The organism is Achromobacter sp. UMC46, assembly GCF_014170335.1.
Classification (GTDB): Bacteria; Pseudomonadota; Gammaproteobacteria; order Burkholderiales; family Burkholderiaceae_B; genus Achromobacter.
Map to the genome: position 1 here is coordinate 44,194 of NZ_LZZS01000003.1, position 12,186 is coordinate 56,379.

Annotated in this window: 14 protein-coding genes; 11 read left to right on the top strand and 3 right to left on the bottom strand. The window is 61.8% G+C overall.

Features of this window, described 5'->3' with window-relative positions; translation table 11 throughout:
* Positions 1 to 11: 11 nt before the first annotated feature.
* From A9973_RS00625 to rimO, 5 genes are all read left to right on the top strand, one after another.
* Positions 12 to 1,880, top strand: coding sequence for a hypothetical protein (locus tag A9973_RS00625; RefSeq protein ID WP_183011855.1), 1,869 nt, complete (start codon positions 12 to 14; stop codon positions 1,878 to 1,880).
* A 127-nt stretch (positions 1,881 to 2,007) separates the two neighbouring features.
* A complete protein-coding gene (locus A9973_RS00630; protein ID WP_183011856.1) occupies positions 2,008 to 3,042 on the top strand; it encodes a hypothetical protein in 1,035 nt (344 codons plus the stop codon).
* Positions 3,043 to 3,198: 156 nt separating this feature from the next.
* A complete protein-coding gene (locus tag A9973_RS00635) occupies positions 3,199 to 3,450 on the top strand; it encodes a HigA family addiction module antitoxin (RefSeq protein WP_183011857.1) in 252 nt (83 codons plus the stop codon).
* A gap of 92 nt (positions 3,451 to 3,542) precedes the next feature.
* On the top strand, positions 3,543 to 3,749 hold the full coding sequence (locus A9973_RS00640; protein WP_183011858.1) for an antitoxin VbhA family protein: 207 nt from the start codon (positions 3,543 to 3,545) through the stop codon (positions 3,747 to 3,749).
* Positions 3,750 to 4,050: 301 nt separating this feature from the next.
* Positions 4,051 to 5,400 carry a 30S ribosomal protein S12 methylthiotransferase RimO gene (gene rimO, locus A9973_RS00645; RefSeq protein ID WP_183011859.1) on the top strand — a complete coding sequence of 450 codons (1,350 nt, stop codon included), beginning with the start codon at positions 4,051 to 4,053 and terminating at the stop codon, positions 5,398 to 5,400.
* An 80-nt stretch (positions 5,401 to 5,480) separates the two neighbouring features.
* Here rimO and A9973_RS00650 read toward each other — a convergent pair whose 3' ends face one another.
* Positions 5,481 to 6,041, bottom strand: coding sequence for a bacterioferritin (locus A9973_RS00650; RefSeq protein ID WP_183011860.1), 561 nt, complete (start codon positions 6,039 to 6,041; stop codon positions 5,481 to 5,483).
* Positions 6,042 to 6,273: 232 nt separating this feature from the next.
* On the opposite strand from A9973_RS00650, the gene A9973_RS00655 reads away from it, so the two are divergent.
* Genes A9973_RS00655 through A9973_RS00675 form a run of 5 tightly spaced genes read left to right on the top strand, consistent with a single transcriptional unit; the run spans position 6,274 to position 9,302 of the window.
* Entirely contained in the window at positions 6,274 to 6,861 is a 588-nt protein-coding gene (locus A9973_RS00655; protein ID WP_183011861.1) for a TIGR00730 family Rossman fold protein, read from the top strand.
* A 35-nt stretch (positions 6,862 to 6,896) separates the two neighbouring features.
* Positions 6,897 to 7,463: a hypothetical protein gene (locus A9973_RS00660; protein ID WP_183011862.1), complete on the top strand. Its 567-nt coding sequence runs from the start codon at positions 6,897 to 6,899 to the stop codon at positions 7,461 to 7,463.
* A 30-nt stretch (positions 7,464 to 7,493) separates the two neighbouring features.
* Positions 7,494 to 8,120, top strand: coding sequence for an HAD hydrolase-like protein (locus tag A9973_RS00665; RefSeq protein ID WP_183011863.1), 627 nt, complete (start codon positions 7,494 to 7,496; stop codon positions 8,118 to 8,120).
* Between the two features lie 14 nt (positions 8,121 to 8,134).
* Positions 8,135 to 8,761 carry a pyridoxamine 5'-phosphate oxidase family protein gene (locus A9973_RS00670; RefSeq protein ID WP_183011864.1) on the top strand — a complete coding sequence of 209 codons (627 nt, stop codon included), beginning with the start codon at positions 8,135 to 8,137 and terminating at the stop codon, positions 8,759 to 8,761.
* A 22-nt stretch (positions 8,762 to 8,783) separates the two neighbouring features.
* Positions 8,784 to 9,302, top strand: coding sequence for a class IV adenylate cyclase (locus tag A9973_RS00675; RefSeq protein ID WP_183011865.1), 519 nt, complete (start codon positions 8,784 to 8,786; stop codon positions 9,300 to 9,302).
* A gap of 4 nt (positions 9,303 to 9,306) precedes the next feature.
* Here the strand turns inward: A9973_RS00675 and fmt are convergent, their stop codons facing one another.
* A complete protein-coding gene (gene fmt / locus A9973_RS00680) occupies positions 9,307 to 10,248 on the bottom strand; it encodes a methionyl-tRNA formyltransferase (protein WP_183011866.1) in 942 nt (313 codons plus the stop codon).
* Between the two features lie 31 nt (positions 10,249 to 10,279).
* On the bottom strand, positions 10,280 to 10,792 hold the full coding sequence (def, locus tag A9973_RS00685; RefSeq protein ID WP_183011867.1) for a peptide deformylase: 513 nt from the start codon (positions 10,790 to 10,792) through the stop codon (positions 10,280 to 10,282).
* Positions 10,793 to 11,016: 224 nt separating this feature from the next.
* On the opposite strand from def, the gene dprA reads away from it, so the two are divergent.
* Positions 11,017 to 12,129 carry a DNA-processing protein DprA gene (gene dprA / locus A9973_RS00690; RefSeq protein WP_183011868.1) on the top strand — a complete coding sequence of 371 codons (1,113 nt, stop codon included), beginning with the start codon at positions 11,017 to 11,019 and terminating at the stop codon, positions 12,127 to 12,129.
* Positions 12,130 to 12,186 lie beyond the last annotated feature (57 nt).

Genomic DNA, 12,186 nt, shown 5'->3' on the forward strand with positions numbered 1-12,186 from the left:
GCATGGAGGCAATGCTCACCACCTCGCAGCAAGAGCTCCCGTTGACACCGGCTATGACGACAAAGCTCGATGGAGGTCGACATTCGCATGCGGTGCTTGAGTCCGAGATATGGCTCGAAATTGAGAATGACTCAGGCAAGCGCATTACCGTTCAACGCACGGTAAAAGGAACGCGGGATAAAAATCTCATTACCGTGCACGAAGGTCCTGCGTTAACCCAACCAGCCGACTATAACTCCCGCGACTATTTCGTGAACCGTTCGGGAGGGGCTGTGCGCACCGTCGGATTTCATTGGTATCTCGCCCAGTTCCTTGGTTGGGAATTGCCTATAGTCCAGAACTATGAAGGAAATGAAGTCCCACTGTACCTTCAGTGCATACTCCCATTTGTGATGACCGAGCAGACTCGAGGCTGGTCGAGCATTCAGCCGCCGGTCCCTAGCCAATTCCGCATCCGCGATGTTCACAAGCGAGCAGTCGAATTTCTAATGGGTCTGGATGCCCACAAGATTGCGCTAGACCGGCAGATTCTGCAAATGCGTAGAGCTCAACTCGAGGCACGATGGTCGGCTCAGGTTCGGCAGCTTAAAGAACTTGCCTCGGCCGCTGGTGGGATCGTCAACGCCCTCCCGGCCGAACCGTTGACCCAGTGGCCGCCGACGGTCCCTCCGACGATCAATGTGCCCCAGTCAAAGCACTGGATCAGCCTTTCGGAACGTATAAGACAACGCACCGAGAAGAAGGCCGTCTTGGAAGCACAGAGTATTCCAGAATCATCGTCCGACTCGGAGACTGTGCGGCAGGAGCTCGCAGAGCTCGAAACGTTCGTGGCGAATCAGCAAGCCGTCCTGTCTAGGCTGATCGATGCGTTAGCCGCTGAAGAACAAGAAGTTGCCCGCGTTCAACAGCGTCTCACCGCGATCAAAGAGGACATCCAGCAAAACAAGGATTCCCGGACGCTCAGACAACTGGGTTCCCGTCAGGGATCCGAGCTCGACCAGGGCTCATGCCCGGTGTGTCATCAATCCGTGCTCGACGCGCTGGTGCCGCTTGCACCGCACCAGATAGTGATGTCCCTAGATGAGAATATTGAGTTTTTGCAAGAACAAAATCGCACGTTCACGGGCGTGCTAGAGCAAAGCAAACGTGTCGTCGCAGCGCGTCAGCAGCAAGTGCACGCGGCACGTGCAGATATAGCAAACGCGCGCGAGCGCATTCAGTACCTTCGGCGGACACTCACATCCAGTGGCAACAGCCCTTCCATTGCGGCAGTCTATGAACGTGTCGAGCTCGAACGCGACCTGAAACAAGATGCTCACTTCTACAGCGCTTTTCTACGCGCCTCGGCGACGTTTGCATCGTTGTCTGAGGAGTGGCAGACCGTACAAACAGAAATTGGGAATCTCCCAAAAGACGACCTCTCTCCGACTGACCATCGCAAGTTGGAAAGTTGGGGAGTCTCGATTCAGAAACAGTTGCAGGACTACGATTTCAGGAGCTTTCCGATCACAGAAGTCACTCTCTCCCCCTTAACCTATCGCCCTGAAATTGAGGGCTTCGAGATGCAAACGACGATCTCTGCGAGCGATCTCATCCGCACCATCTGGGCCTACCAGTACGGCATGTTGGAAGTGGCCCGCACTGCGTCCACGCATCACCCCGGCTTGCTTGTCTTCGACGAGCCAAGGCAGCAGTCCACGCACGATGTCAGCTTCCTTGAGTTGCTGAAGCGCGTCGCTCAATCGGCCAAGTTTGGCCAACAGGTGATCCTTTTCACAAGCGAAGATAAAACGCGCTTAAAAAGTCATCTACAAAGCCTCGACCATCAGCTTGCAGAAATTGACGGCCGGGTCATTCAGAAACTCCAGGTCAGCGATTAGCGCCATACATCTGTCTCGTATGTTGCGGCCCCTTGATCGGCGCCGGCTCGAAGCGGTAATTTAAAATAGTACCAGGCTTAAACTAGGAAGCCCCCTCCTGCGCGGACTTAACACAGGATCATGTGAAATGGCTATGCCAGCATTGGACGCTGAAAAGTTGAAGGAAAACGCGCTGACGTCAATTCGCCTTGGAATTGAGGACTTCCAGCGAGGCCGCCTTTCGCCTGAACAAAATGGCGATCCTGCTCGTGCCCTATCAGCCATACGCAATTTGTTTGCGGGAGTTCTACTTCTATTTAAATACAAGATTGCGACATCAGTCGATGATCCAGAGGATGCTGCAACCCTCATTTTTAACCCACCTGAGGTCTTACCCCAGGCCGATGGCAATGGCGGCGTTGAATGGCAGCCCGTTGGGAAGTTCAAACGTACGACTATTGACGTGGCCACGATAAAAAAGCGATTCGAAGGTTTCGACATCGAAATGGATTGGACCACGATAGAAAAGCTGCAGGAATGCCGCAATCACCTCGAACATTTGCACCCAGCAAATACGCTTGGCGAGGTTGCAGATTTCGTTGCCGAGCTTTTTCCGATATTGCGTGATTTTGTTCAGACGCAGATGAATGAGCAGCCTGCAGAGCTCTTGGGCGCGGCATGGCCGATCATGCTTGAGCATCATAAATTCTTCATGGATACCAGAGCGGAGTGCGTTGATGCCTGGAATCAGGCCGGCGTGCCAGATCTGATGCAGCCCTGGCTTGAGAAATGCCAATGTGAGGCTTGTAGCTCGTCATTGCTACGTCCTCATGCAGAAGATATCGAAGAAGGTATAAGTGTTGAAAGCTACGATGAAACGTTCAGGTATGTCTGCGTCGCCTGCGGCCAATCCGATCTGATCGGGCCGTTGATGATAAAGAACCTCGAGGACGCGCATGACTATGATCCTCGCGACGGTGGGGAACCTGGTGTCGAGACCTGCAATGAATGCCAGCGCGACACTTTCGTTATTGGCGAGCAACAATGCTTATGGTGTCGAGCAGAGCTCGATTATGCGGAATGCGACGTTTGCGGAGAGGCACTGCGACAGGAAGACCAGTTTAATGGCGGACTTTGTGGATATCACAATTACGTGCACGAAAAGATGATGCGCGATGATTAGCCGTCACCTTAAAGTGAACCGCCCCGCTTTCTCTGAAACTGGCGAGCCTCACAGTGCTGATCTCATGAAAATTCGTGGATGGCATAGAACTGCGACACTAATCCTCAAAATGTTTCAAACGGGAGATGGTAGCGCCAGTATCCCCCAGGAACCAATATGATGCACAACCCGCCGCATCCGGGCGAAATCCTTCGAGAAGACGTTTTTGCACACCTAGGGTTGTCGGTGACTGAAGCAGCTAATCGATTAGCTTTGCCGCTGACTATATTGTCCCGAGTGCTCAATGGCAAAGCCAATATCAGCCCAGATCTCGCGGTTCGACTGGAGCAGGTCGGAGCAGGCACCGCCGAGGCATGGGCCGCCATGCAGGCCAACTATGATTTGTGGCAAGCCCAGCAGCGTGCGTAGCCGCCCGTGAGGCCGTTTACCTCCGCGTAGCGAGTTTGGATTAGGACACGCCTCTAACCCTGAAATGGCGCGCACCCTTGCGGAGATCCTCTATGCCCAATACATTTGGCCGGAACGAGCGCCTGCGCACGATCAATAACGTCATTGCTAACCAACGACTGGCCGGCTTGGAACCCAATACTAGGACGGTGGAATTACTCTATCGAGTCGCCGCCGGAGAACTCCAAATTGACCGCGTGATCCAAGATGCGCGCCAGCGCACAGCATTCGACGAATTTTGCTCCAAATCTGCAACGTAAGCATTTGGCAATGCAGCCAACTGACCGGTACTGGACCAAGCACCTAGTGATTCTGGGCAATTGCCGACCTTTATTGCATGACAAAGGTCCTTGAGAAAGCTGCTGTACCAGCAGTTCAGCTATCGCGTTCTCGCGCACCTCGAAAGTCACCGCAGTCTCTTCGTCATAGGCATTGCGCCCCTTAGATGCCTGCATACGGGCACCAACCTGACGTCCGAATTCCACGACACGCTAAAATCAACGCCGGCTTTGTCTCCTTGGGCACTTTCCTCGCCCCACCAAGGCCACGTCCGGAACCATCATGAAAAGCTCTTCTAAATCAACAGACTCTAAAGACCATACTCCGCGCGTGGGATTCGTTAGCCTTGGATGTCCCAAAGCCCTGGTCGACTCCGAACGCATCCTGACGCAACTGCGCACCGAAGGGTACGAAGTCACGCCCGAATACAACGACGCGGACGTCGTCGTCGTCAACACCTGTGGCTTCATCGACAGCGCCAAGGCGGAATCGCTGGAAGCCATTGGCGAAGCGCTGGCCGAGAACGGCAAAGTCATCGTCACGGGCTGCATGGGCGTCGAGGAATCGGTGATCCGCCAAGTGCACCCCAGCGTGCTGTCGGTGACCGGCCCCCAGCAATATGAAGAGGTGGTGCGCGCCGTGCATGACGCCGCCCCGCCCAAGAAGGACCACAACCCCTATCTGGACCTGGTGCCCCCGCAGGGCGTCAAGCTCACGCCGCGCCACTACGCTTACCTGAAGATCTCGGAAGGCTGCAATCACCGCTGCAGCTTCTGCATCATCCCGTCGATGCGCGGCGACCTGGTCAGCCGCCCGGTGGGCGACGTGCTGAGCGAAGCCGAGCGCCTGGTCAAGGCCGGCGTGAAGGAAATGCTGGTGATCTCGCAAGACACCAGCGCCTACGGCGTGGACGTGAAATACCGCAGCGGCTTCTGGAACGGCCGGCCCGTCAAGACCCGCATGACCGAGCTCTGCGTGGCCTTGTCCGAAATGGGCGTCTGGACGCGCCTGCACTACGTGTACCCGTACCCGCATGTGGACGAAGTGATCCCGCTGATGGCGGAAGGCAAGATCCTGCCGTACCTGGACATCCCGTTCCAGCACGCCAGCCCGCGCATCCTGAAGGCCATGAAGCGCCCGGCGTTCGAAGACAAGACCCTGGCGCGCATCAAGCGCTGGCGCGAGATCTGCCCCGACCTGACCATCCGTTCGACGTTCATCGTCGGCTTCCCCGGCGAAACCGAAGAAGACTTCCAGTACTTGCTGGACTGGATGCAGGAAGCGCAGCTGGACCGCGTGGGCTGTTTCCAGTATTCGCCGGTGGAAGGCGCGCCCGCGAACCTGCTGGACAATCCCGTGCCCGACGACGTGAAGCAAGACCGTTGGGAACGTTTCATGGAATTGCAGCAGGGCATCTCGACCGCGCGCCTGGCCCGCAAGGTCGGCCGCGAAATCGACGTGCTGATCGACGAAGTGGACGAAGACGGCGCCGTGGGCCGCAGCAGCGCCGACGCGCCCGAGATCGACGGCTGTGTCTACGTCAGTTCGGACAAGCCGCTGAAGGCGGGCGATATCGTGCGCGTGCGCGTCACCGATTCGGACGAGTACGACCTGTGGGGCGACGCCCTCTGATCGACGCGGGCGGCGCGTTGACCGCCGCCGCGACGAAAAAGCCCGGCCTTGCGAGGCCGGGCTTTTTTATGCCGTCTTGCTTACGGCTTGACCAGAAGGTCCGACATGTCGTCGGCGTGCTCCTCTTCCACCGCCAGGATCTCTTCCAGCATGCGACGCGTGGTGGAGTCCTGTTCGCCAAGGTAGTCGATCATCTGCCGGTAGCTGTCGATGGCGATGCGCTCGGCGATCAGGTTTTCCTTGATCATCTCTTCCAGCGTGGCGCCTTCGACGTATTCCGAATGACTGCGCTCCAGCAGGCCCTTGGGCGACAAGTTCGGTTCGCCCCCCAATTGCACGATGCGTTCGGCCAGGCGGTCCGCGTGCTCTTGCTCTTGCATGGCGTGTTCGGCGAACTCCGCCGCCACCGGTTCGGCATTCAGGCCGCGGGCCATGAAGAAGTGGCGCTTATAGCGCAGCACACAGACGATCTCGGTGGCCAACGCTTCATTCAGCAGCTTCAACACCGTCTGCCGGTCCGCGCGGTAGCTGTCCGTGACCGCCCCCGATTCAATGTCCTGGCGCGCCTTGGCACGGATGGCCTTCACGTCCATGTCGAAAGGACGGTTTGCCTTCTGGGCGTTTTGGGTTGCGTGTTCCATATCGTTAGCTCCTCGGGTTAGTGAAAGCACGACGACGCTGGATTTCCAGTCGTACCGAACAACCCAGTCTACCGATCATGCGCGATCTTGCTGTGTCCAAACATTGCTCCTGCCCCCGATTAGCCATGCGGCCCGGGCTGCGGGAACCCCTCGCCAAACCTTGCGTAAACTATCGGCTTCCCGAAAAGCCCGTGACGCAATCTGTAACGGGACAGGCAATCTCCGACTTTCTATGACTCTGAAGAACATTTGCGTGTATTGCGGCTCGAATCCGGGCTCGCGTCCGGACTACATCGAGCAGGCCCGCGTGCTGGCGCGCGAACTGGTCAAGCGGGACCTGGGCCTGGTGTATGGCGGATCGGTGGTCGGCATCATGGGTGTCATTGCCAATGAAGTGCTGGCCGGCGGCGGCCGTGTGATCGGCGTGATTCCCGAACTGCTGCAAAAGAAGGAACAGGCGCACCGCGGCCTGACCGAACTGCATCTGGTGCAGAATATGCACGAGCGCAAGGCCATGATGATCGAGAAGGCCGACGGATTCATCGCGTTGCCCGGCGGCGCCGGCACGCTGGAGGAGTTCTTCGAAGTCTGGACCTGGGCGCAGTTGAACATGCACCAGAAGCCCTGCGGCCTGCTGAACATCGCGGGATACTACGACGCGCTAGTGCAGTTCGTGGACCATGCCGTCGACGAATCGTTCATCCGCCCCCAGCACCGCGACATGCTGGTGGTGGAAGAAGACCCCGCCGTGCTGCTGGACCGCTACGCCATTTACGAGGCGCCCAACGTCTCGAAGTGGTTCGAACCCATCAAGGCCTGAAGCCGCCCTTTCATGACGACACGGAAGCTTACGCAATGATCCTCGATTCGTTGTCCCCTTCCTGCACCGAGTCCGTACTGCGCGACTATTTCCACGCCAAGGACGAGAATCGCCCGCACTACATGGCGCGCGCCTTCGCGGACGACGCCGTGCTGAAAATGGCGCTGCGCACGCAGGCCATCGCCTTCCCGCCCGAATCGCATGGCCTGGCGGCGATCGCCGACACGCTGGTGCGCAAGTTCGGCCAGACCTACGACAACGTCTACACGTTCTACCTGTCGCGGCCGGCGGCGGGCGCCTGTCTGCCCGACTACCAATGCGACTGGATCGTGGCCATGACCGAGAAGGCCACCGGCAACGTGCGCGTGGGCTGCGGCCGCTACGACTGGAAGTTCCAGGCCGACCCCTACCGCGCCACGGACCTGACCATCACGATCGAAACCATGGTGACGCTGCCCCCGGGCGACATGGCCGCCGTCTTCGGCTGGCTGCTGGCGCTGGACTATCCCTGGACGAACGCCGCCCGCGTGGTGGCCAGCGCGCCGCCGCTTGAAGCCCTGGCGCCCGTCGTCCACTACCTGCTTCACCCCAACGGCCTGTAGCCCTCTCTTGGCCGTCTACTGGATCCCTACTTGAAATACGACATCGCAGCTTTTGATTTTGACGGAACCCTGGCGGACACCATGCCCTGGTTCAACTCCATCCTGAACACCGTGGCCGACAAGTACGGCTTCCGCAAGATCGACTTGTCGGAACGCGAAAACCTGCGCCACCGCGAAGCCTCGGACATCCTGAAGTACCTGGGGATCCCGCTGTGGAAGCTGCCGGCGATCATGTCGCACGTGCGCACCTTGATGCAGGACATCGATCCCAGCGTGCATCTGTTCGACGGCATCCCCGAGGTGCTCGCGCGCTTGAAGGCGGGCGGGCTGCGGCTGGCCGTGATCAGCTCGAACTCCATCGAAAACGTGCAGCGCGTGCTGGGCCCGGACGCCGCCGCGCTGTTCGACGACTACGAATGCGGCACCGACCTGTTCGGCAAGGCCGCCAAGATCGACCGCCTGATGCGCCGGCACGAGGTCGCCCCCGAGCGTTTCCTGCTGGTGGGCGATGAAATGCGCGACATCGACGCCGCCCGCAAGGCAGGCGTGCATGTGGCTTCCGTCGCCTGGGGTTATAACCATGTAGACGCCCTGCGCGAACGCGGCCCCAACGAGATTTTCCTCTCCGTCGCCGATTTGCCCGCCATCCTGGACTGAACCCGGACTCCGCCATGCACACCGATCCCGCCCATCTCATCACCGACGCCGCCGCCTTGCAGGCGCTGTATGGCTCGCCCGGAGAAGCTTCGCTGAAGAAGGAAGTGGATCACGTGCATCCGCACTATCGCGCGTTCATCGAAGCCGCGCCGTTCGCGGTGCTGGCCACCTCGGGCCCGGGCCGGCTGGACGCCTCGCCACGCGGCGACCCCGCCGGCTTCGTCGTGGTCGAAGATGAAAAGACGCTGCTGCTGCCCGACCGCCGCGGCAACAACCGCATCGACAGCCTGCTGAACATCCTGGACGATCCCCGCGTGGCGCTGCTGTTCCTGGTGCCGGGCGTGGGCGAGACCCTGCGCGTGAACGGCACGGCGCGCATCAGCGTGGAACCCGCGCTGCTGGCGCGCTTCGAAATGGACGGCAAGCTGCCGCGCTCCGTGCTGATCGTGGACGTGCTGACGGTGTACTTCCAGTGCTCGCGCGCGCTCTTGCGCTCGCGCCTGTGGGACCCGGCGACGCAGGTGGAACGCAGCACGCTGCCCAGCGTCGGCCGCATCCTGTCTGACCTGACCGCCGGCACGTTCGACGGCGCCACCTACGACCGCGACCTGCCCGCACGCGTGGCCGGCACCCTGTACTGATCCCGACCGAAGGACGCCCCGCATGGCCCGCAACGTGGAAATCAAGGCGCAGGTCGACAGCCTGGCCGCCATCGAACCCCTGGCCGCCGCACTATCCGGGCAGGAGCCCGAGTCCTTCTCGCAGGACGATACCTTCTTCACCTGCACCCACGGCCGGCTGAAACTGCGTGTGTTCGCCGACGGCAAGGGTGAACTGATCTTCTATCAGCGCGCCGACGATACGGGGCCGAAGGAAAGCTTCTACGTCATCTCGCCGACTGATTCGCCCGGCACCCTGCGCGACGCGCTCACGCACGCCTACGGCGCGATCGGCCGCGTGAAAAAGCAACGCACGGTGTTCATGGCCGGACGCACCCGCATCCATCTGGACCGGGTCGAAGGGCTGGGGGAATTCCTGGAGCTGGAAGTGGTACTGCGCGACGGCGAAAGCGCCGAAGCCGGCATGGAGGAAGCCCGCACCTTGATGCAGGGCCTGGGCGTGGCGCCCACGCAGCTGCTGCGCGGCGCCTACCTGGACTTGCTGGCCGGCCGTCAGCCGTAAGGGCTCAAGCCGGCTGCCAGCCGCGCACGAACACATCCACCGGCTGGCGCTTGCCGCCGGCTTTCTGCAATTCAAGCAGGCGCAGCACGCCGTGGCCCGTGGCGATATCGATTCCCGACGCGTCGGCGCGCAGCACGCTGCCGGGTTCGGCCGGCGTCGACGACGCCAGCGCCTGCGCGCGCCAGACCTTCACCGGGTCGGGCAAGCCGGGCAGGCGGATGCTGGCGCCGGGCACGGGATTGAAGGCGCGCACGCGGCGCTCCAGCAGTTCAGCCGCCCGGGTGCAGTCCAACGCCGCTTCGGCCTTGTCCAGCTTGGCCGCGTAGGTCACACCGGCTTCCGGCTGCTTCACGGGCGTCAGGCCGCCTTGGGCCAACGCCGCCAGGGCTTCGACAATGGCCTCGCCGCCCGCCAGCGCCAACGCGTCGTGCAATTGCGCCGCGTTGGTCTCACCCGTGATCGGCACCACGCGTTCCAACAGCATGTCCCCGGTATCCAGGCCCTGATCCATCTGCATGATCGTCACGCCCGTCTGCGAATCGCCGGCTTCGATGGCGCGCTGGATGGGCGCCGCGCCACGCCAGCGCGGCAGCAGGCTGGCGTGGATGTTCAGGCAACCCAGGCGCGGCAAGTCCAGCACCCATTGCGGCAGGATCAGGCCGTAGGCCGCCACCACCATGACGTCGGGCGCCACCCGTTCAAGCAGCGCGCGGGCCTCGGCGGCTTCGTCGGGATAGCGGCCGTCCAGGCGCAGGCTGCGCGGCTGGGCGACCGGGATGCCCGCATCCAGCGCGGCCTGCTTGACCGGGCTGGGCGAGAGCTTCAGCCCCCGCCCGGCGGGGCGGTCGGGCTGCGTCATGACGAGGGCGATGTCGTGGCCCGCGGCCCGCAAGGCGTCGAAGGCGATACGGGCGAACTCCGGCGTGCCGGCAAAGACTAGGCGCATGGGGGAAAGACCAGAAAGGGGAAATCGGGAATTAGTCGCGCAGCGCTTCGCGCTCGGCCTTCTTCAGCTTGGTCTTGATGCGGTTCTGCTTCAGGTTGGACAGGTATTCGACGAAGACCTTGCCTTCCAGGTGGTCAAGCTCGTGCTGCACGCACACGGCCAGCAGGCCGTCGGCTTCGAATTCGAACGGCTTGCCGTCGATGTCCAGCGCCTTGCAGCGGATGCGCGAGGCGCGTTCGACCTCGTCGTAGACGCCGGGCACGGACAGACAGCCTTCTTCGTAGATCTTGTGGTCGTCGCTGCGCCAGGTGATCTCGGGATTGATCAGGGTCAGCAGTTCATTGCTGTCCTCGGACACGTCGATCACGACGACGCGCTCGTGCACGTCGACCTGGGTCGCGGCCAAGCCGACACCCGGCGCGTCATACATGGTCTCGGCCATGTCGCGCACCAGTTGACGGATGCGGTCGTCGACTTCGGCTACCGGCTTGGCCTTTTTGTGCAAGCGCGGGTCCGGATAGCGAAGGATAGGAAGTAAAGCCATTGAAGGGGTATCGCCAGTGATTGATGCTTAGCTAAGAGTTTAATTCATTAGAGTCTTGATTTCTAATAGTTTTCAGCTAAGTCGAGCATTGCGGGCATTGCTGCGTCCCCATTTATTTGAGCTGGCTCCGCACACCCGGCGTGGCAGTTCTGTCCCGCTTGGGCGGACGGCCCGGCCCCGCATGCGACACTCATGCACCTCTTGACGCCTTACGCGCCTGCTCCATGCCGCTTACGCATTCTTCCGACGAACTGGCCGCCTGGCTGCGGCTGTCCCTGGAACCCAATATCGGTTCCGCCACCGCCTGCATGCTGCTGGGCGCGCTCGGCCTGCCCGAGCAGATCTACGCGCAGCGGGCCACGGCGCTGATCCGCCATGTTCCCGAGGGGCTGGCGCGGCAACTGGCCGCGCCCATGCCTGAAGACATGGCGGCCCAGGTGGAGAGCGCGCTGGAATGGGTCAGCGCCCCCGGCCGGCACATCCTGACGCTGGCCGACCCCACCTATCCGCAAAGCCTGCTGACCATCGCCGATCCGCCCATCCTGCTGTATGTGGCCGGCGACCCGGCGTATCTGCAGGGACCGTCGCTGGCCGTCGTGGGCGCGCGCAACGCCACGCCCGGCGGCCAGGAAAACGCCCGCGCCTTCGCCCGTCATCTGGCCGCGCACGGCTGGCGCGTCGTCAGTGGCCTGGCGCTGGGCATCGACGCGGCGGCGCATGAAGGCGCGCTGGACGCCGGCCCGGACGGCGCGGGCACGGTCGCCGTCATGGGCACCGGCATCGACCGCATCTACCCCGCCCGCCACCGCGATCTGGCGCACCGCATCGCCGCGCAGGGCGCGCTGGTCTCCGAGTTTCCGCTGGGCACGGGCGCCCTGCCCCCGCACTTCCCCAAACGCAACCGCATCGTGGCCGGCCTGGCGCGCGGCGTGCTGGTGGTCGAAGCGGCCAGGCAAAGCGGCTCGCTCATTACGGCGCGGCTGGCCGGCGAAAGCGGACGCGAGGTCTTCGCCATCCCCGGTTCCATCCATTCGCCGTTGTCGCGCGGTTGCCATGCGCTGATCCGCCAGGGCGCGAAATTGGTGGAAACCGCGGCCGACATCACGGACGAACTGGGCGCCGGCCCGATCCCTGCCGCACGCGGCACGCCCCGACCCGAAGCTCCGTTGCCCGACCATCCCGTGCTGGACGCGCTGGGCTTCGACCCGCTGCACCTGGACACCCTGCAGGCGCGCCTGACGCTGGACACCGGCGACCTGCAAGCGCAACTGGTCGAACTGGAATTGCAGGGCCGCGTCGCCCGCCTGGATGACGGCCGTTACCAGCGCCTGAAGTAGGGCCGCATTCCCCGCCCCGGCGCAAGCGGGGTGCCGCGCGATGGCGCTAATATTGGC

Coding starts and splice junctions, on each gene's coding strand:
- A9973_RS00625 (WP_183011855.1), top strand. CDS start 12: ATGCTCACCACCTCGCAGCAAGAGCTCCCGTTGACACCGGCTATGACG.
- A9973_RS00630 (WP_183011856.1), top strand. CDS start 2,008: ATGGCTATGCCAGCATTGGACGCTGAAAAGTTGAAGGAAAACGCGCTG.
- A9973_RS00635 (WP_183011857.1), top strand. CDS start 3,199: ATGATGCACAACCCGCCGCATCCGGGCGAAATCCTTCGAGAAGACGTT.
- A9973_RS00640 (WP_183011858.1), top strand. CDS start 3,543: ATGCCCAATACATTTGGCCGGAACGAGCGCCTGCGCACGATCAATAAC.
- rimO (WP_183011859.1), top strand. CDS start 4,051: ATGAAAAGCTCTTCTAAATCAACAGACTCTAAAGACCATACTCCGCGC.
- A9973_RS00650 (WP_183011860.1), bottom strand. CDS start 6,041: ATGGAACACGCAACCCAAAACGCCCAGAAGGCAAACCGTCCTTTCGAC.
- A9973_RS00655 (WP_183011861.1), top strand. CDS start 6,274: ATGACTCTGAAGAACATTTGCGTGTATTGCGGCTCGAATCCGGGCTCG.
- A9973_RS00660 (WP_183011862.1), top strand. CDS start 6,897: ATGATCCTCGATTCGTTGTCCCCTTCCTGCACCGAGTCCGTACTGCGC.
- A9973_RS00670 (WP_183011864.1), top strand. CDS start 8,135: ATGCACACCGATCCCGCCCATCTCATCACCGACGCCGCCGCCTTGCAG.
- A9973_RS00675 (WP_183011865.1), top strand. CDS start 8,784: ATGGCCCGCAACGTGGAAATCAAGGCGCAGGTCGACAGCCTGGCCGCC.
- fmt (WP_183011866.1), bottom strand. CDS start 10,248: ATGCGCCTAGTCTTTGCCGGCACGCCGGAGTTCGCCCGTATCGCCTTC.
- def (WP_183011867.1), bottom strand. CDS start 10,792: ATGGCTTTACTTCCTATCCTTCGCTATCCGGACCCGCGCTTGCACAAA.
- dprA (WP_183011868.1), top strand. CDS start 11,017: ATGCCGCTTACGCATTCTTCCGACGAACTGGCCGCCTGGCTGCGGCTG.